The sequence below is a fragment of the Mitsuaria sp. MSU3D genome (assembly GCF_056867975.1).
In genome coordinates this window covers 1-19,941 of sequence record NZ_CP200314.1, presented here as the reverse complement: position 1 = coordinate 19,941, position 19,941 = coordinate 1, and the positions used below count along the sequence as shown (strand labels likewise).

Annotated in this window: 3 protein-coding genes, 4 tRNA genes and 6 rRNA genes; all 13 read right to left on the bottom strand. The window is 59.2% G+C overall.

Features of this window, described 5'->3' with window-relative positions:
* Positions 1-26: 26 nt before the first annotated feature.
* Entirely contained in the window at positions 27-332 is a 306-nt protein-coding gene (locus AC1VNM_RS00065) for a hypothetical protein (protein WP_377156816.1), read from the bottom strand.
* Between the two features lie 24 nt (positions 333-356).
* Complete coding sequence (gene pbpC, locus AC1VNM_RS00060) at positions 357-2,657, bottom strand: penicillin-binding protein 1C (protein WP_483105432.1); 2,301 nt, start codon at positions 2,655-2,657, stop codon at positions 357-359.
* Positions 2,654-8,428: an alpha-2-macroglobulin family protein gene (locus AC1VNM_RS00055; RefSeq protein WP_483105431.1), complete on the bottom strand. Its 5,775-nt coding sequence runs from the start codon at positions 8,426-8,428 to the stop codon at positions 2,654-2,656. Before AC1VNM_RS00055 ends, pbpC begins: the two co-directional genes overlap by 4 nt.
* 221 nt (positions 8,429-8,649) lie before the next feature.
* Positions 8,650-8,762 (bottom strand): 5S ribosomal RNA (rrf, locus tag AC1VNM_RS00050).
* Positions 8,763-8,939: 177 nt separating this feature from the next.
* Positions 8,940-11,820: ribosomal RNA gene (locus AC1VNM_RS00045) — 23S ribosomal RNA — on the bottom strand.
* A 301-nt stretch (positions 11,821-12,121) separates the two neighbouring features.
* A tRNA-Ala gene (locus AC1VNM_RS00040) sits at positions 12,122-12,197 on the bottom strand.
* Positions 12,198-12,216: 19 nt separating this feature from the next.
* Positions 12,217-12,293, bottom strand: a tRNA-Ile gene (locus AC1VNM_RS00035).
* Positions 12,294-12,473: 180 nt separating this feature from the next.
* Positions 12,474-14,002 (bottom strand): 16S ribosomal RNA (locus AC1VNM_RS00030).
* A 382-nt stretch (positions 14,003-14,384) separates the two neighbouring features.
* Positions 14,385-14,497: ribosomal RNA gene (gene rrf, locus AC1VNM_RS00025) — 5S ribosomal RNA — on the bottom strand.
* 177 nt (positions 14,498-14,674) lie between these two features.
* Positions 14,675-17,555 (bottom strand): 23S ribosomal RNA (locus tag AC1VNM_RS00020).
* Between the two features lie 301 nt (positions 17,556-17,856).
* Positions 17,857-17,932, bottom strand: a tRNA-Ala gene (locus AC1VNM_RS00015).
* Between the two features lie 19 nt (positions 17,933-17,951).
* Positions 17,952-18,028: transfer RNA gene (locus AC1VNM_RS00010), tRNA-Ile, on the bottom strand.
* Positions 18,029-18,208: 180 nt separating this feature from the next.
* Positions 18,209-19,737 (bottom strand): 16S ribosomal RNA (locus tag AC1VNM_RS00005).
* The 16S, 23S and 5S rRNA genes sit together here with 4 tRNA genes alongside, the layout of an rRNA operon.
* Positions 19,738-19,941: the final 204 nt, after the last annotated feature.

Sequence of the window (19,941 nt, the reverse complement as noted above, 5' to 3'; positions counted from 1 at the left end):
CCCCGGCGATGCGACAGGCTGGTGCGTCAGTCCATCGACACCGCGGCACCTTCCGAGGTGCGGCGCTGTGTCTGGGCATGGAGTTCGCCGTCGGATGCACGGCTCTGGGGCTGGCTGGTGGCATCGGTGCCGCGTTCCGGCGCCGCCGGTTGCGGCGCGGGCGGGCGACTCGGCTGGCGCTTGCCTGTGATCAGCAGCCGGGCCAGCTTGACGACCTCGCTGGCCTGGGCAGGCGCGGCCGGCACCCACAGCGCAGCGCCGAGCACGGCGACGCCCAGCACCCTCCAAAGGGGCCGATAGGCGGTCAGCGCTTGTTGTTGTCGGCTTTGCATGGTCTCCCCGCGCGAATCTGCATCTTAGCGACGATGAGAGGAGTATCGAAAGTCAGCCCCCTGGCCGCCAGGGGGCGGCGACGAACTGCGCCTTGGAGCGGTTGACTTGCGGAATGGGGGACGAGAGTCGCCCTTGGGCAGGAGCGCCTGTTTCAGGCCGGCTCCGCGCACCTCGAAGCGCACCTCCTGCAGCACCCGCCCCCGTGCATCGAGCAGCGCCAGTTCATGCCGTCCCGGCATCGGCAGCCAGTCCCAGATCGCACCGCGCCCGATGACGCGGCCATCCAGCCGCCATGCCGCGAGGGCGCCACGTTCGAGTCGACCTTCGTGCGTGAATCGCAGCCGCTGCGCCTCCGGCGGGATGTCCGGATCCAACGCGTAGATCGCGCCGTCGATCGGATTGCTGAGCGCCACGGAGGTGCCCGCCGACTGGATGACCGCCTGCTCGGTGCCCGCGACGAACCACTCGCGCCGCACAGGCTCCTGGCTGCCCTCGAAGCGCGTGTCTCGCGGCACGACACCGGCCGGCGGCCTGATCGCCGGCGGCACACCGCCAGCATGAAGCGCCAGCATGATCTCGCGCCACACGGGCGCCGCACCGCTCACGCCAGACACCTGGTGCATCGCTTCGCCGCTCGAGTTGCCGACCCAGACGCCCACCGTGAACCGGCTGGTCCATCCGATGCACCAGTTGTCGCGCATGTCCTTGCTCGTGCCGGTCTTCACCGAGGCCGGGAAAGGCAAAGCCAGCGCGCTGGACAGTCCGAAGGTCAGCGCGCGGGCGTTGTTGTCGGCCAGGATGTCGCCGACGATGAAGCTGGCCTTGGGATCCGCGACCCGACGCGATTCGACCGGCGGCGTTCCGGCCTGCTGGCGCGCATCGCTCCGAGGCGCACTCACTTCGGCATATCGCCCCCCATTGGCCAGCGCACGGTACGCGTTCGTGAGGGCCAGCAACGTCACGTCGGCGCTGCCCAGTGCCAGCGAGGGGCCATAGAAGCCGCCCGTTTCCGGCAGTTGCAGGCCCAGCGCGTTGAGCCGCTCGAAGACCGCCTCCGGCGTCAGCATCAGCGCCAGCCGCACCGCCGGCACATTCAGGCTATTGCCGAGCGAGGCCCGGGCGCTGATCCAGCCGCGGTACTGCTTGTCGTAGTTCTGAGGCAAGTACATCCCTGCCCCCGTCGCGATCTGCGCCGGCGAGTCGTCCAGCAGGCTGGCCGCGGTGATCAGGCGACGCTCGATCGCCAATTCATAGAGGAAGGGCTTCAGCGTCGATCCCGGCTGCCGGCGAGCAAGCACATGATCCACCTGGGCCGCATCCGACAGTTGGCTGCCACTCGATCCGACCCAGACGCGGATCTCGCCGCTGGCGTTGTCCAGCACGAGCACCGCCCCGTCCTCGACCTGCCGGCCGGACAGCTCCGCCAGGTGCCGCCGCAGCGACAGCACCGCCACGCGTTGCCAGGTTGCATCGAGCGTGCTGCGTTGGGTCGGCGGCCCGTCCGCTCGCAGTGCGAGGCGCGCGTAATGCGGCGCCCACTGCGGCGCATCCGCGACTGACAGCGCCTTGCGCCGCAGCACGGCGCCGACCTCGTCGACGAGACCGTCACAGCCCTGCCCCATCACGCGCAGCACGCCGCAGGCGCGCGTCGCGAGGGTCTCGCTCGCGGCGTTCGGTCCGCGCAGCATCGCCGCGAGCAATGCGGATTCGCGCGCGTCGAGCCCGCTGGGGCGCTTGCCGAAGAGCGCCTGGGCCGCTGCGGGCACGCCGACCAGCTCGCCACGAAGAGGCACGCGGTTCAGGTAGGCCTCGAGGATCTGCGCCTTGGTCCACCGCTTCTCCAGCCGTGCGGCCACCCACGCCTGCCCGAGCTTCTGCGTCACGCTGCGTCCGCCGCGCCGGGCCAGATCCTGATCGAGGAGGCCCGCGAGCTGCATCGTCACCGTCGATGCACCGCGCGTGCGGGTGTTCCACAGATTGGCCCAGGCGCTGGCGGCGACGGCCGACCAGTCGACGCCGCTGTGCTCGTAGAAGTGCTGGTCCTCGGAGACCAGCATCGCTCGCAGCAGCGAGGGCGACATCTGGTCCAGCGGCACCCAGGCGAGCACACGCCGGCTGGGGTCGACGCGCAAGGTCTGCAGCAGCTCGCCTCGACGGTCCAGCAGTTGGAAATCCGACACAGGATGCACTGCGCGCGTCTGCGCGAACGAGGGCAGATCCGCGGCCGGCGCCGCGACGGCGGCTCCGGCGCCGAGGAGCGTCACGGCCAGCGTGCGCCTCCACCGCGCCAGTCCGCGCAAGCGCCCGGCCCCGGGCGTCTTCAAGGTTGGACCTCCAGGGTCGCATTCGGGACCTCGCCGAAACGGTCGGGCGAATACATCGCCTCGGCGCGCGTCGTCGGCATCTGGAAGCGTCCGGCGTTGTTCAGGCGGATCGTGTACTCGAGGACATGCCTACCGCGCGGCAGGTAATCGAAGTAGGCGCGCCACGCCGTGAAGCTGCGTTCGATGAAGCTGGGCCACGCCTGACCCTCGGCACGCTCGCCCTGCGTATCGATCGTGCCCTCGACCACGGCCGCGCCTGTCGGCATCGGGTCGCTGAGCACCACCCAGGACATGTCGGCGGCCGCGTCGACCTCCAGCCGCACACGCATCACGTCGCCGCGCGACCATCGCGGCGCCGCCTTCTGCGACACGGCAGTGATCGTCCGCTTGATCGCATAACCGGCCGTGAGCGGGGCCTTCAACGGGACGGCGGACAGGGCCTGCACGGTGGCCCAGGGCCGGCCGTCGCCCGTCTGCGTCACGGTCAGCGTGCCGTTGCCGGAGGCGGGCCATGGCAGACGCAACTCGCCGCCCTCGGGCTTCGTCGTCCAGTCGAGCGCGACACTTGAAGCCGCCAGCTTGGCCTCGGTTTTCCCCTTGACCGGCTGCGATTCGAAACGCGCCGAGAACTTCTCGAGCGCCAACGCGCCCCACAGGTTCGCCGTCGTGTTGAACCAGGCGCCCCGCTCCTGACGCGCCAGCGCGCCGACGACCATTCGGGGCAGGTCCTCCTTCCAGCCGGGGTCGTCCACCAGCGCCAGGATCGCGCGCGCCGCCGTCGCATCGCCGCTGCCCATCAGCCACCACCAGGCGTCGGACTCTTCGTTGACGAAACGCAGCGTCGTCCCCGCGAAGCTCAGTCGACTGCGCAACTGGTTCTGCGCCGCGGCGATCTGATTGGCGCGGTCGGGCGCATCGGTCATCCGCTGGTGCAGCACCAGCCAATCCACGACGGTGCCGGTCGGCCAGGTCGTCAGGTTGCGGCCCTCCACGGTGCCCAACTGTCGAGGCGTCGCTTTCCCATACCGTGCCAAGGCGGCCAGCGCCGCAATGCGCCTCGGTTCATCGTCCGGGCGCGGGGCCCAGTGGCGACGCTCCAGTCGTCCTTCGACGAATGCAGCCAAGCCATCGAGCGCCTTGCCCAGCTGCGACGCAGGCAAGGGGCGGCCGGCCTCTTGCGCCACCGACAGCAGATGGGCCGTCAGGACGTCGCTCCCCTGCGTCAGATGCTTCGAAAGCGGGAAATAGGCGAAGAGTCCATCGGCGTCCTGGTAAGTCGCCAGCTGCCCCATCAGCCCATCCCATGCGGCGCTGTCATGCAGCGCGATGAACTTCGAACTCTGCTGCTCGAGGCAGGTATACGGGTATTGCTCGAAATAGCGACGGATGCCCGGCAGCGCCGTCGACAGCTTCGGTTGCAGGCCGATCTGGAGCCCGCCCCGCTTGATGCCTTGCGCAGGGAGCGCGTCGGCGGGCGCGCCGACCGGGATGCTGATGGGCGCGTCGAGTTGACGCAGCGTCGCCTGCAGCACCCGTACAGGCACCGCGGGCTGGACAGCCTGCGTGGTCCGCATGGCGTCCTTCGCGCCACCGCCCTGCTCCTGGGCCTGCGCCTCCCAGACGATGCGCTGGGCGCCTTCGGGGATGACCACGTCCCAGGTCAGCTCCTGGGCTTGACCCGCGGCCAGCTTGACGGTTCGCGCCTCGGCGGGCACCGCCTGGTCGCCGCTCTCGCCGCTCGCCTTGCCCGTCAGCGTCACCTTGAGGTCCATCGCACGAGTCGTGGCGTTGCGAAGCGTGAGCATGGCCTGGACACGGTCGCCTTCGCGCACCAGCGGCGGCAGACCGGAGAGCAGCTGCAGATCCTGACTCACGTTGATGCTGCCCTCGCCAGTACCGAACCGTTGTCCTGGCGCATCGGCAACGGCCACCAGCCGGAAGCGCGTGAGCGAATCGTTCAGCGGCACGCGCACGAGCGCCTCGCCCCGTGCATCGACGGTGACCAGCGGCTGCCAGGTCAGCAGCGTGTCGAACAGCTCGCGCGTCGCGAACCCGCCCCCGCCCCCGGCGGCCACGGCCTTGCGACCGTAATGCCGCCGGCCAATGATCTCGCTGTGGCCGGTGGCCGTCGTCACGCCCCAGGGGCGCGTCTGGATCATGCCGTCCAGCAGCTTCCAGCTCGGGTTGGGCGCAAGGGCCAGCAGCCCCTCGTCCACCGCCGCGAACGCGATCTGGGCGTCAGGAACCGGCTTGCCATCCTGGGTCACGCGCAGCTTCACCTGCGCGCTCTGCCGCACGCCGTACTGCGCCTGCTGCGGTACGACTTCAACCTGCAACCGGTGTTTGGCCTGGCCGATCTCGATCGGTGCCATGCCCAGCTTGAACGACGGCTTGGACAGGTCGACCATGGCGGTGGGGGCCTGATAGTCGCCCGAGGCGCGCCACTCCCGCCACCAGTTCACCGGCTCGCGCCAGCCCCACGAGAAGAACGAATACCACGGCACTTCGCGCAATCGGCCGCGCAACACCATCACGCTGACAAAAGCGTTTGGCGTCCAGTTGCTGTCGATCTTCAATTCCAACCAGGGGTCGCGCCCCCATAGACGGCGGACCTCGCTGTACAACACGCCTTCCCGCTCGACGGTGATCAGCGCAGTGGCGTCGCGATAGGGCATGCGCACTTGGAACCGGGCCGTTTCGCCGGGCTCATAGCGCCGCCGTTCCGGGATCACATCGATACGATCGTCGTTGTCCTGCGCGAACCAGAGTTCTCCGGCCTTCGTCACCCACAGGGATCGGGCGGCACGTGCGGTGCGGCCGCCATCGTCATTGGAGGACCCGATCAATTCGATCTGCCCGCCTTGACTCAGCTTGACTTCGCAGTGCATGAGCCCGAGCGCATCGGTCTTGCCGCTGCAGAGCTCGCCCAAGTCCTTCAGGTTCCGTTGATGCTCATAGGCATAGAAGCCGCCCACCAGTCGCTTGCGCGTGCTGAGCGTCTGGATCTGGCGTGCACTGAGCGTGATCTTCCGATTGGCCATCGGCTTGCCATTGGTGTCCAGCGCCACCGCCTGGACCGACAACGCCTGGCCGTTGGCCACCCAGGTCGCGGCGCGCAGACCGACGATCACATCGGCGGGCCAGACGACCTGGGACGCGGAGCGCGTGTGCGTCTGACCATCGGGGTCGCGGTAGTTCAGCTCAACACGCAGTTCGGCGGGACGGTCGATGTTTCCCTTCAGCGGCACCTTGAACGACGCACCGCCTTTCGCGTCCGTCTGCAATGCGAGCTTGTCCAGAACGAGTCGGCTCGCCCCTGGCGTGCCGCCACTGGATTCGCCGTCGCCCTCGTCCATGTCGCCCGCAGACCCGGAATCCTGAGGCCCCTCCGGCGACGGTGGCTCGAAGGCGTAATCATCGAACCCGGGGAAGTTGGTCCAGCGGGGCTGCAGCATGGCACTGACTTCCACCGGAGACTTCGCCATCGGGCCACCGGCCATGTAGTTCAGTTGGGCCGTCCAGGCCTGCTCTTTCGCACCTGTCGCTGGTGTTTTCGGCGGGATGAGGCGTGCATCGACGAGCGGCACGCGGAATTCCTCAACGCGTACGCTGCCACTGTCCCAGGTACGACGCCCACCGCGCGCGTCCCCTCGCTCCATCACGAAGCGATATCGGCCAAGCTTGGCCTCCGGCGGTACCTTCCATGAGCTCAGCGCGTAGCGAGCCCCTTGCCATCGCAGGTCCAGCGTCGCGATGTCCTCCCCGGTGCCTTCAAACACGACACGCAGCTTGTCAGGCAACTGGTCTGGTGTCGCATCCGTCAGCCCCTGCACGGTTTCCAGGCGGAAGAAATGCTTCATCGACAGCGTCTCGCCGGCGCGCAACAGCGGGCGGTCGGTGACGGTATGGGCGCGCGCTGCGCGCTCTGATCCCCATGCAATCGGCACATTGAAACGCCACGGCTCGATGCCACGGCTCCAGCCGCTGAACATGAACGACTGGTCCAGAGCCTTCCCTGGCTGAGCGAGCCTCGCCGTGATGAACAGACCCGCCTCGGCGATGCACTCGCCGCCCCCGCCGTCGCGGTCCAGGTTCGGCCGATCAATGCGCGCCAGGCCTTGCCCATCGGTTCGGCCGCTCCAAAGGGCCTTGCCGCGGCAGTCGTAGACCGACACCTGAGCCCCATCGACTGGCCGCCCCTTGTCGAGCGATGTCACCCACACCAAGCTGTCATCCTTCCCGAGCTTGAAATGCAAGCCGAGATTGGTGACGAGCGTCCCCGTCCGCACGAACATGGGCTGGATCGGATCAAGGAGCGATTGGCCCAGGCGCGGCGACTTCAGCTCGAGCACGTGATAGCCAGGCTGCGACAGCGGAATGCCGATCACATCAATGACCTTGTCCGGATTCGGCGGGGGCACTGTCATCGACTGCAGGTCCGAGACATCTTTCAACCACTCAGCCTTGCGGTCCTCCCACTCGTTCTGTCGGAACAGGCGCCCGTACCAGCGCAGGATCTCAACATCGTCAGTCAATCTTTTGATTCGCAAGCGCCCACTGGCGCGCGGCTGCAAGTCGGTCTGCACGTGCCGCAAGCTCAGAGGGACCAGACTAGGTCCGGCCGCTTCCCATTCGACGATCCCGAAGGGCGCCGCGGCGAACTTCGCCAGAGGCGGCGCCTCCGACGTTCGGACTTTCATCGGAAAACTGGCAGCGTTTGAAAGAGGCCGGCCGCTCTCGTCCTTGATCCCGCTGGGAAGCTCGAGCAGATATTCCTGCTGCTCCGCCAACGGCGCAGGGAATCGCACTGTCGACAACCAATGGGCCGATTGCTGCTCCTGATCGACCGGCGCCAAAGGCGCCACGCTTACACCATTCGCTCCCTTGAGGCGAACCTTCAGCGCAAGGTCTCGCGCAATCGGCTCCGAGAAACTCACCGTGATCGGACGGATCGACAGGCATGGCGCATTCGCGCGCTCACGCTCACACGAAAGCTCCGCAGTCAGCGGCCCTCGGACTGAGAAGCGGATTCGTCGGTCGGCACGCGTCCTCACGGAATCGTTGGCGGCGGCCGCGATGCCTGCCCCCCACACCAAGGTTGCCTCCGCGCCGGCCGGCAAGGGACGCGCGCAAGCCACCAGGATCCAGCTCTGACGCTTGACGTCGCCCATCTTGAGGGAGCGGAGTAGCTCGTCTCGATCAGACGCGCTGCGAAGCTCGACCGGAATGCGCTCGCCAAGTGCCTTCGATTCGCACCACATGTGTGGCGCAATCGTCTCGGATTTGGCGTCACCGGAGAGTTGCAGGAGGAATCGTTGGTCTTCCTCGATCCTGCTGCCCTCCCAAGGACTGACTCGCCGTATGGCGGGCGCTCCCAACTGAAACGAGAATTCGCGCGCTCCGCTCCATCCGGTAGGCGCGCCAGGCGCTGTGGGGCGGAAGTCGTCCTTCGCTGCCACCAGACACTTCGATCCAGCAGGCAATGGACGGGAGAAGTCGAAGGCCCACTCCCGATCGTTGATCCAGCGTCCGCTCCCCTGCGGTGTCGAATCTCCACAGCGGACCGTGACGGGATCGGGTAACCGCAAATCGCCCAACCTCGATGTCGGCGCTTTGAATCGCACGACGATGTTCTGGACCTGCGCCACCTCACCCTGAGGCGAGACTGACGCGATTTCCGCCGCATGCCCCTCTGGATTCCCCAACAGCAAGCCAATTGCCGCCCATGCTGGCAATGAAACAAATTTCGCTTTTTTCCAGAAACGCTGCATACGCTCCCCGTCATGCTCGAACGAGGGAGTCAGTCTATTCTGAGGTCGATCAAAAATCAGTCCCACAAAAGGGGCGGGTTCCAATCCACTTCCGCCATGTTCCTGCAATCAGCCCCTCAAATCAGTGATCTGATGGCAGAGGAGCCAGGTCAGGAAAAATTACTCGCAGAAAAGGCAAAACCCCTCGACCATGACTGATCGAGGGGTTTGGCGGGGTATTAGCCTGACGATGACCTACTTTCACACGGGAATCCGCACTATCATCGGCGCTGAGTCGTTTCACGGTCCTGTTCGGGATGGGAAGGGGTGGGACCGACTCGCTATGGTCATCAGGCTTGACTGGTTGGCTTGCTGAGGAACTCAGCAGGCCCAATTCGGTAGAGTCAAATCAGCTTGGTTTGATTGCGTCTTCAGGTTTGAAGAACGGTTTTGATCGGGCATTCCCAGCATGAGCGGGATGCGCGTCGATCTGCGTGACCACTCACCTTGACGTTTTGAGTGTCAAAGTTATAGGGTCAAGCCTCACGGGCAATTAGTACTGGTTAGCTTAACGCATTACTGCGCTTCCACACCCAGCCTATCAACGTCCTGGTCTTGAACGACCCTTCAGGGGGCTCTAGGCCCCGGCAAGACTCATCTTGAGACGAGTTTCCCGCTTAGATGCTTTCAGCGGTTATCTCTTCCGCACTTAGCTACTCGGCGATGCCACTGGCGTGACAACCGATACACCAGAGGTGCGTCCACTCCGGTCCTCTCGTACTAGGAGCAGGCTCTCTCAATCTTGCAGCGCCCACGGAAGATAGGGACCAAACTGTCTCACGACGTTTTAAACCCAGCTCACGTACCTCTTTAAATGGCGAACAGCCATACCCTTGGGACCGGCTACAGCCCCAGGATGAGATGAGCCGACATCGAGGTGCCAAACACCGCCGTCGATATGAACTCTTGGGCGGTATCAGCCTGTTATCCCCAGAGTACCTTTTATCCGTTGAGCGATGGCCCTTCCATACAGAACCACCGGATCACTTTGTCCTACTTTCGTACCTGCTCGACTTGTCAGTCTCGCAGTCAAGCACGCTTATGCCAATGCACTATCAACACGATTTCCGACCGTATTTAGCGTACCTTCGAACTCCTCCGTTACACTTTGGGAGGAGACCGCCCCAGTCAAACTGCCCACCATACACTGTCCCCAACCCGGATAACGGGCCAAGGTTAGAACCTCAAACACACCAGGGTGGTATTTCAACGTTGGCTCCACCTGATCTAGCGACCAGGTTTCAAAGCCTCCCACCTATCCTACACAGATCTGTTCAAAGTCCAATGTAAAGCTACAGTAAAGGTTCATGGGGTCTTTCCGTCTTTCCGCGGGGAGATTGCATCATCACAAACATTTCAACTTCGCTGAGTCTCTGGAGGAGACAGTGTGGCCATCATTACTCCATTCGTGCAGGTCGGAACTTACCCGACAAGGAATTTCGCTACCTTAGGACCGTTATAGTTACGGCCGCCGTTTACTGGGACTTCAGTCAAGAGCTTGCACCCCATCATTTAATCTTCCAGCACCGGGCAGGAGTCACACCCTATACGTCGACTTTCGTCTTTGCAGAGTGCTGTGTTTTTAATAAACAGTTGCAGCCACCGATTCTCTGCGGCCTCATTGGGCTAACCAAGTAAATGGATCACCTACTAAAGGCACACCTTCTTCCGAAGTTACGGTGTCAATTTGCCGAGTTCCTTCTCCAGAGTTCTCTCAAGCGCCTTAGAATACTCATCTCGCGCACCAGTGTCGGTTTGCGGTACGGTCGTCAATAGCTGAAGCTTAGTGGCTTTTCCTGGAAGCAGGGTATCACTCACTTCGTCTGCAAGCAGACTCGTTATCACCCCTCATCTAAGCCCGGCGGATTTGCCTACCAGGCACGACTACAGGCTTGAACCGGGACATCCAACACCCGGCTGAGCTAACCTTCTCCGTCCCCACATCGCACTATTGATCGGTACAGGAATATTGACCTGTTTCCCATCAGCTACGCATCTCTGCCTCGCCTTAGGGGCCGACTCACCCTACGCCGATGAACGTTGCGTAGGAAACCTTGCGCTTTCGGCGAGGGGGCTTTTCACCCCCTTTAACGCTACTCATGTCAGCATTCGCACTTCTGATACCTCCAGCAGGCCTCACGACCCACCTTCACAGGCGTACAGAACGCTCTCCTACCACGCACAGTAAACTGTGCATCCGCAGCTTCGGTAACTGGCTTAGCCCCGTTACATCTTCCGCGCAGGACGACTCGATCAGTGAGCTATTACGCTTTCTTTAAATGATGGCTGCTTCTAAGCCAACATCCTGACTGTTTTAGCCTTCCCACTTCGTTTCCCACTTAGCCAATTTTAGGGACCTTAGCTGGCGGTCTGGGTTGTTTCCCTCTTGAGTCCGGACGTTAGCACCCGGTGCTCTGTCTCCCAAGCTGTACTCTTCGGTATTCGGAGTTTGCATAGGTTTGGTAAGTCGCCATGACCCCCTAGCCTAAACAGTGCTCTACCCCCGAAGGTAATACTTGAGGCACTACCTAAATAGTTTTCGGAGAGAACCAGCTATCTCCAGGTTTGTTTAGCCTTTCACCCCTATCCACAGCTCATCCGCTAGTTTTGCAACACTAGTCGGTTCGGACCTCCAGCACCTGTTACGGTACCTTCATCCTGGCCATGGATAGATCACCTGGTTTCGGGTCTACACCCAGCGACTAAATCGCCCTATTCGGACTCGATTTCTCTACGGCTACCCTATTCGGTTAACCTCGCCACTGAATGTAAGTCGCTGACCCATTATACAAAAGGTACGCAGTCACCCTTGCGGGCTCCTACTTTTTGTATGCATGCGGTTTCAGGATCTATTTCACTCCCCTCCCGGGGTTCTTTTCGCCTTTCCCTCACGGTACTTGTTCACTATCGGTCGATTACGAGTATTTAGCCTTGGAGGATGGTCCCCCCATATTCAGACAGGATTTCACGTGTCCCGCCCTACTCTATTCGTGCCTAGTTCCACAATCGACATTTCTCATACGGGGCTATCACCCGCTATGGCCGGACTTTCCATTCCGTTCTGATATGCCAACTGCTAAAACACGAGGGCTACTCCGATTTCGCTCGCCACTACTTTCGGAATCTCGGTTGATGTCTTTTCCTCGAGCTACTGAGATGTTTCAGTTCACCCGGTTCGCCTCGCACACCTATGTATTCAGTGTGCGATACCTCTAAACGAGGTGGGTTTCCCCATTCGGAAATCTCCGGATCAAAGCTTATTTGCCAGCTCCCCGAAGCTTATCGCAGGCTATCACGTCCTTCGTCGCCTGTAATCGCCAAGGCATCCACCACATGCACTTAGTCACTTGACCCTATAACTTTGACATCCGCAGATGTCGTCAAGGACAGATGCTCAACAACTTGAGCATTTATTTGAGTATCACGCGTTCGCCGTTCTTCAATTTCTACTCTTTTCAGAGTTGAAGTTTGTTGACGCAATCAAATGTCGCTGGCGGCACGGTGCCGCGCCCCTTTACGAAGCGCTAAGCTTTCCGCCAGCAACGCTGATTCGACTCTACGAATTGTTAAAGAACAACAGCCGACTAAAAAGTCGAGACTGGCAAACCACAACGTCATGCTTGACGCTGTGGTTTGCCACCCTTGTGAAGTGATTGGTGGAGGATGACGGGATCGAACCGACGACCCCCTGCTTGCAAAGCAGGTGCTCTCCCAGCTGAGCTAATCCCCCAAGATCTTGACGATCCTCGTGGTGGGTCTGGCTGGATTCGAACCAGCGACCCCCGCCTTATCAAGACGGTGCTCTAACCGACTGAGCTACAGACCCACGCGTTTCATGCGTGCTCCTGTATCGCGCCAACCGGCAAGGCCAGCTCGCCAGGCTCACGCGTTTTCTCACTCACTGTTGTGTGTCTACAGCCGATAAGTGTGGGCGCGCTGAACTCGCATTTTTCGACTCGACTCTCCCGAGCTGCCTAGGCAACCCGACGGTCTCGTCATTCTCTAGAAAGGAGGTGATCCAGCCGCACCTTCCGATACGGCTACCTTGTTACGACTTCACCCCAGTCACGAACCCTGCCGTGGTAATCGCCCCCCTTGCGGTTAGGCTAACTACTTCTGGCAGAACCCGCTCCCATGGTGTGACGGGCGGTGTGTACAAGACCCGGGAACGTATTCACCGCGGCAAGCTGATCCGCGATTACTAGCGATTCCGACTTCACGCAGTCGAGTTGCAGACTGCGATCCGGACTACGACCGGGTTTCTGGGATTAGCTCCCCCTCGCGGGTTGGCAGCCCTCTGTCCCGGCCATTGTATGACGTGTGTAGCCCTACCCATAAGGGCCATGATGACCTGACGTCATCCCCACCTTCCTCCGGTTTGTCACCGGCAGTCTCATTAGAGTGCCCTTTCGTAGCAACTAATGACAAGGGTTGCGCTCGTTGCGGGACTTAACCCAACATCTCACGACACGAGCTGACGACGGCCATGCAGCACCTGTGTCCAGGTTCTCTTTCGAGCACTCCCACATCTCTGCAGGATTCCTGGCATGTCAAGGGTAGGTAAGGTTTTTCGCGTTGCATCGAATTAAACCACATCATCCACCGCTTGTGCGGGTCCCCGTCAATTCCTTTGAGTTTCAACCTTGCGGCCGTACTCCCCAGGCGGTCAACTTCACGCGTTAGCTACGTTACTGAGAAGAAACCCTCCCAACAACCAGTTGACATCGTTTAGGGCGTGGACTACCAGGGTATCTAATCCTGTTTGCTCCCCACGCTTTCGTGCATGAGCGTCAGTACAGGTCCAGGGGATTGCCTTCGCCATCGGTGTTCCTCCGCATATCTACGCATTTCACTGCTACACGCGGAATTCCATCCCCCTCTACCGTACTCTAGCCATGCAGTCACAAATGCAGTTCCCAGGTTGAGCCCGGGGATTTCACATCTGTCTTGCATAACCGCCTGCGCACGCTTTACGCCCAGTAATTCCGATTAACGCTTGCACCCTACGTATTACCGCGGCTGCTGGCACGTAGTTAGCCGGTGCTTATTCTTCAGGTACCGTCATGAACCCCCAGTATTAGTAGGAGTCTTTTCTTCCCTGACAAAAGCGGTTTACAACCCGAAGGCCTTCTTCCCGCACGCGGCATGGCTGGATCAGGGTTGCCCCCATTGTCCAAAATTCCCCACTGCTGCCTCCCGTAGGAGTCTGGGCCGTGTCTCAGTCCCAGTGTGGCTGGTCGTCCTCTCAGACCAGCTACAGATCGTCGGCTTGGTAGGCCTTTACCCCACCAACTACCTAATCTGATATCGGCCGCTCCAATTGCGCGAGGTCTTGCGATCCCCCGCTTTCACCCTCAGGTCGTATGCGGTATTAGCTGCTCTTTCGAGCAGTTATCCCCCACAACTGGGCACGTTCCGATATATTACTCACCCGTTCGCCACTCGTCGCCAGGTTGCCCCGCGTTACCGTTCGACTTGCATGTGTAAGGCATGCCGCCAGCGTTCAATCTGAGCCAGGATCAAACTCTACAGTTCGATCTTGAATAAACTCAACGGAATCGAACAAAGACTACTTTCATAGCTTCATTCATATCTTCCGTGAGCATCTAGCGATTTAACCTTCTCAGGCCGCTCGTCCAGACGCCCACGCTTATCGGCTGTAAATTCTTAAAGAACATCGAAGCAGCTTTCGCTTCAGGCTTTCCGCCTTGCTTCGTCGCACCGCTGATTTGTCGTCAGAAGCGCAGAGATGAGACTATAAACGAGTTCGTTTGAACTTGTCAAGCGTCTTTCACGATCATTCTCATGATCTGATCGACACCGCCTCAGCTCCAGAGATCAACGCTCCGCGAAGCGCTGATCTCTGCAAGCAGAGAAAGGAACGCCCGGTCATCCGACCGGGCGTCTCCGGATATTAGCCTGACGATGACCTACTTTCACACGGGAATCCGCACTATCATCGGCGCTGAGTCGTTTCACGGTCCTGTTCGGGATGGGAAGGGGTGGGACCGACTCGCTATGGTCATCAGGCTTGACTGGTTGGCTTGCTGAGGAACTCAGCAGGCCCAATTCGGTAGAGTCAAATCAGCTTGGTTTGATTGCGTCTTCAGGTTTGAAGAACGGTTTTGATCGGGCATTCCCAGCATGAGCGGGATGCGCGTCGATCTGCGTGACCACTCACCTTGACGTTTTGAGTGTCAAAGTTATAGGGTCAAGCCTCACGGGCAATTAGTACTGGTTAGCTTAACGCATTACTGCGCTTCCACACCCAGCCTATCAACGTCCTGGTCTTGAACGACCCTTCAGGGGGCTCTAGGCCCCGGCAAGACTCATCTTGAGACGAGTTTCCCGCTTAGATGCTTTCAGCGGTTATCTCTTCCGCACTTAGCTACTCGGCGATGCCACTGGCGTGACAACCGATACACCAGAGGTGCGTCCACTCCGGTCCTCTCGTACTAGGAGCAGGCTCTCTCAATCTTGCAGCGCCCACGGAAGATAGGGACCAAACTGTCTCACGACGTTTTAAACCCAGCTCACGTACCTCTTTAAATGGCGAACAGCCATACCCTTGGGACCGGCTACAGCCCCAGGATGAGATGAGCCGACATCGAGGTGCCAAACACCGCCGTCGATATGAACTCTTGGGCGGTATCAGCCTGTTATCCCCAGAGTACCTTTTATCCGTTGAGCGATGGCCCTTCCATACAGAACCACCGGATCACTTTGTCCTACTTTCGTACCTGCTCGACTTGTCAGTCTCGCAGTCAAGCACGCTTATGCCAATGCACTATCAACACGATTTCCGACCGTATTTAGCGTACCTTCGAACTCCTCCGTTACACTTTGGGAGGAGACCGCCCCAGTCAAACTGCCCACCATACACTGTCCCCAACCCGGATAACGGGCCAAGGTTAGAACCTCAAACACACCAGGGTGGTATTTCAACGTTGGCTCCACCTGATCTAGCGACCAGGTTTCAAAGCCTCCCACCTATCCTACACAGATCTGTTCAAAGTCCAATGTAAAGCTACAGTAAAGGTTCATGGGGTCTTTCCGTCTTTCCGCGGGGAGATTGCATCATCACAAACATTTCAACTTCGCTGAGTCTCTGGAGGAGACAGTGTGGCCATCATTACTCCATTCGTGCAGGTCGGAACTTACCCGACAAGGAATTTCGCTACCTTAGGACCGTTATAGTTACGGCCGCCGTTTACTGGGACTTCAGTCAAGAGCTTGCACCCCATCATTTAATCTTCCAGCACCGGGCAGGAGTCACACCCTATACGTCGACTTTCGTCTTTGCAGAGTGCTGTGTTTTTAATAAACAGTTGCAGCCACCGATTCTCTGCGGCCTCATTGGGCTAACCAAGTAAATGGATCACCTACTAAAGGCACACCTTCTTCCGAAGTTACGGTGTCAATTTGCCGAGTTCCTTCTCCAGAGTTCTCTCAAGCGCCTTAGAATACTCATCTCGCGCACCAGTGTCGGTTTGCGGTACGGTCGTCAATAGCTGAAGCTTAGTGGCTTTTCCTGGAAGCAGGGTATCACTCACTTCGTCTGCAAGCAGACTCGTTATCACCCCTCATCTAAGCCCGGCGGATTTGCCTACCAGGCACGACTACAGGCTTGAACCGGGACATCCAACACCCGGCTGAGCTAACCTTCTCCGTCCCCACATCGCACTATTGATCGGTACAGGAATATTGACCTGTTTCCCATCAGCTACGCATCTCTGCCTCGCCTTAGGGGCCGACTCACCCTACGCCGATGAACGTTGCGTAGGAAACCTTGCGCTTTCGGCGAGGGGGCTTTTCACCCCCTTTAACGCTACTCATGTCAGCATTCGCACTTCTGATACCTCCAGCAGGCCTCACGACCCACCTTCACAGGCGTACAGAACGCTCTCCTACCACGCACAGTAAACTGTGCATCCGCAGCTTCGGTAACTGGCTTAGCCCCGTTACATCTTCCGCGCAGGACGACTCGATCAGTGAGCTATTACGCTTTCTTTAAATGATGGCTGCTTCTAAGCCAACATCCTGACTGTTTTAGCCTTCCCACTTCGTTTCCCACTTAGCCAATTTTAGGGACCTTAGCTGGCGGTCTGGGTTGTTTCCCTCTTGAGTCCGGACGTTAGCACCCGGTGCTCTGTCTCCCAAGCTGTACTCTTCGGTATTCGGAGTTTGCATAGGTTTGGTAAGTCGCCATGACCCCCTAGCCTAAACAGTGCTCTACCCCCGAAGGTAATACTTGAGGCACTACCTAAATAGTTTTCGGAGAGAACCAGCTATCTCCAGGTTTGTTTAGCCTTTCACCCCTATCCACAGCTCATCCGCTAGTTTTGCAACACTAGTCGGTTCGGACCTCCAGCACCTGTTACGGTACCTTCATCCTGGCCATGGATAGATCACCTGGTTTCGGGTCTACACCCAGCGACTAAATCGCCCTATTCGGACTCGATTTCTCTACGGCTACCCTATTCGGTTAACCTCGCCACTGAATGTAAGTCGCTGACCCATTATACAAAAGGTACGCAGTCACCCTTGCGGGCTCCTACTTTTTGTATGCATGCGGTTTCAGGATCTATTTCACTCCCCTCCCGGGGTTCTTTTCGCCTTTCCCTCACGGTACTTGTTCACTATCGGTCGATTACGAGTATTTAGCCTTGGAGGATGGTCCCCCCATATTCAGACAGGATTTCACGTGTCCCGCCCTACTCTATTCGTGCCTAGTTCCACAATCGACATTTCTCATACGGGGCTATCACCCGCTATGGCCGGACTTTCCATTCCGTTCTGATATGCCAACTGCTAAAACACGAGGGCTACTCCGATTTCGCTCGCCACTACTTTCGGAATCTCGGTTGATGTCTTTTCCTCGAGCTACTGAGATGTTTCAGTTCACCCGGTTCGCCTCGCACACCTATGTATTCAGTGTGCGATACCTCTAAACGAGGTGGGTTTCCCCATTCGGAAATCTCCGGATCAAAGCTTATTTGCCAGCTCCCCGAAGCTTATCGCAGGCTATCACGTCCTTCGTCGCCTGTAATCGCCAAGGCATCCACCACATGCACTTAGTCACTTGACCCTATAACTTTGACATCCGCAGATGTCGTCAAGGACAGATGCTCAACAACTTGAGCATTTATTTGAGTATCACGCGTTCGCCGTTCTTCAATTTCTACTCTTTTCAGAGTTGAAGTTTGTTGACGCAATCAAATGTCGCTGGCGGCACGGTGCCGCGCCCCTTTACGAAGCGCTAAGCTTTCCGCCAGCAACGCTGATTCGACTCTACGAATTGTTAAAGAACAACAGCCGACTAAAAAGTCGAGACTGGCAAACCACAACGTCATGCTTGACGCTGTGGTTTGCCACCCTTGTGAAGTGATTGGTGGAGGATGACGGGATCGAACCGACGACCCCCTGCTTGCAAAGCAGGTGCTCTCCCAGCTGAGCTAATCCCCCAAGATCTTGACGATCCTCGTGGTGGGTCTGGCTGGATTCGAACCAGCGACCCCCGCCTTATCAAGACGGTGCTCTAACCGACTGAGCTACAGACCCACGCGTTTCATGCGTGCTCCTGTATCGCGCCAACCGGCAAGGCCAGCTCGCCAGGCTCACGCGTTTTCTCACTCACTGTTGTGTGTCTACAGCCGATAAGTGTGGGCGCGCTGAACTCGCATTTTTCGACTCGACTCTCCCGAGCTGCCTAGGCAACCCGACGGTCTCGTCATTCTCTAGAAAGGAGGTGATCCAGCCGCACCTTCCGATACGGCTACCTTGTTACGACTTCACCCCAGTCACGAACCCTGCCGTGGTAATCGCCCCCCTTGCGGTTAGGCTAACTACTTCTGGCAGAACCCGCTCCCATGGTGTGACGGGCGGTGTGTACAAGACCCGGGAACGTATTCACCGCGGCAAGCTGATCCGCGATTACTAGCGATTCCGACTTCACGCAGTCGAGTTGCAGACTGCGATCCGGACTACGACCGGGTTTCTGGGATTAGCTCCCCCTCGCGGGTTGGCAGCCCTCTGTCCCGGCCATTGTATGACGTGTGTAGCCCTACCCATAAGGGCCATGATGACCTGACGTCATCCCCACCTTCCTCCGGTTTGTCACCGGCAGTCTCATTAGAGTGCCCTTTCGTAGCAACTAATGACAAGGGTTGCGCTCGTTGCGGGACTTAACCCAACATCTCACGACACGAGCTGACGACGGCCATGCAGCACCTGTGTCCAGGTTCTCTTTCGAGCACTCCCACATCTCTGCAGGATTCCTGGCATGTCAAGGGTAGGTAAGGTTTTTCGCGTTGCATCGAATTAAACCACATCATCCACCGCTTGTGCGGGTCCCCGTCAATTCCTTTGAGTTTCAACCTTGCGGCCGTACTCCCCAGGCGGTCAACTTCACGCGTTAGCTACGTTACTGAGAAGAAACCCTCCCAACAACCAGTTGACATCGTTTAGGGCGTGGACTACCAGGGTATCTAATCCTGTTTGCTCCCCACGCTTTCGTGCATGAGCGTCAGTACAGGTCCAGGGGATTGCCTTCGCCATCGGTGTTCCTCCGCATATCTACGCATTTCACTGCTACACGCGGAATTCCATCCCCCTCTACCGTACTCTAGCCATGCAGTCACAAATGCAGTTCCCAGGTTGAGCCCGGGGATTTCACATCTGTCTTGCATAACCGCCTGCGCACGCTTTACGCCCAGTAATTCCGATTAACGCTTGCACCCTACGTATTACCGCGGCTGCTGGCACGTAGTTAGCCGGTGCTTATTCTTCAGGTACCGTCATGAACCCCCAGTATTAGTAGGAGTCTTTTCTTCCCTGACAAAAGCGGTTTACAACCCGAAGGCCTTCTTCCCGCACGCGGCATGGCTGGATCAGGGTTGCCCCCATTGTCCAAAATTCCCCACTGCTGCCTCCCGTAGGAGTCTGGGCCGTGTCTCAGTCCCAGTGTGGCTGGTCGTCCTCTCAGACCAGCTACAGATCGTCGGCTTGGTAGGCCTTTACCCCACCAACTACCTAATCTGATATCGGCCGCTCCAATTGCGCGAGGTCTTGCGATCCCCCGCTTTCACCCTCAGGTCGTATGCGGTATTAGCTGCTCTTTCGAGCAGTTATCCCCCACAACTGGGCACGTTCCGATATATTACTCACCCGTTCGCCACTCGTCGCCAGGTTGCCCCGCGTTACCGTTCGACTTGCATGTGTAAGGCATGCCGCCAGCGTTCAATCTGAGCCAGGATCAAACTCTACAGTTCGATCTTGAATAAACTCAACGGAATCGAACAAAGACTACTTTCATAGCTTCATTCATATCTTCCGTGAGCATCTAGCGATTTAACCTTCTCAGGCCGCTCGTCCAGACGCCCACGCTTATCGGCTGTAAATTCTTAAAGAACATCGAAGCAGCTTTCGCTTCAGGCTTTCCGCCTTGCTTCGTCGCACCGCTGATTTGTCGTCAG

Excerpts from the sequence above, each read along its gene's own strand:
- AC1VNM_RS00065 (WP_377156816.1), bottom strand. The coding sequence starts at position 332 with ATGCAAAGCCGACAACAACAAGCGCTGACCGCCTATCGGCCCCTTTGG.
- AC1VNM_RS00055 (WP_483105431.1), bottom strand. The coding sequence starts at position 8,428 with ATGCAGCGTTTCTGGAAAAAAGCGAAATTTGTTTCATTGCCAGCATGG.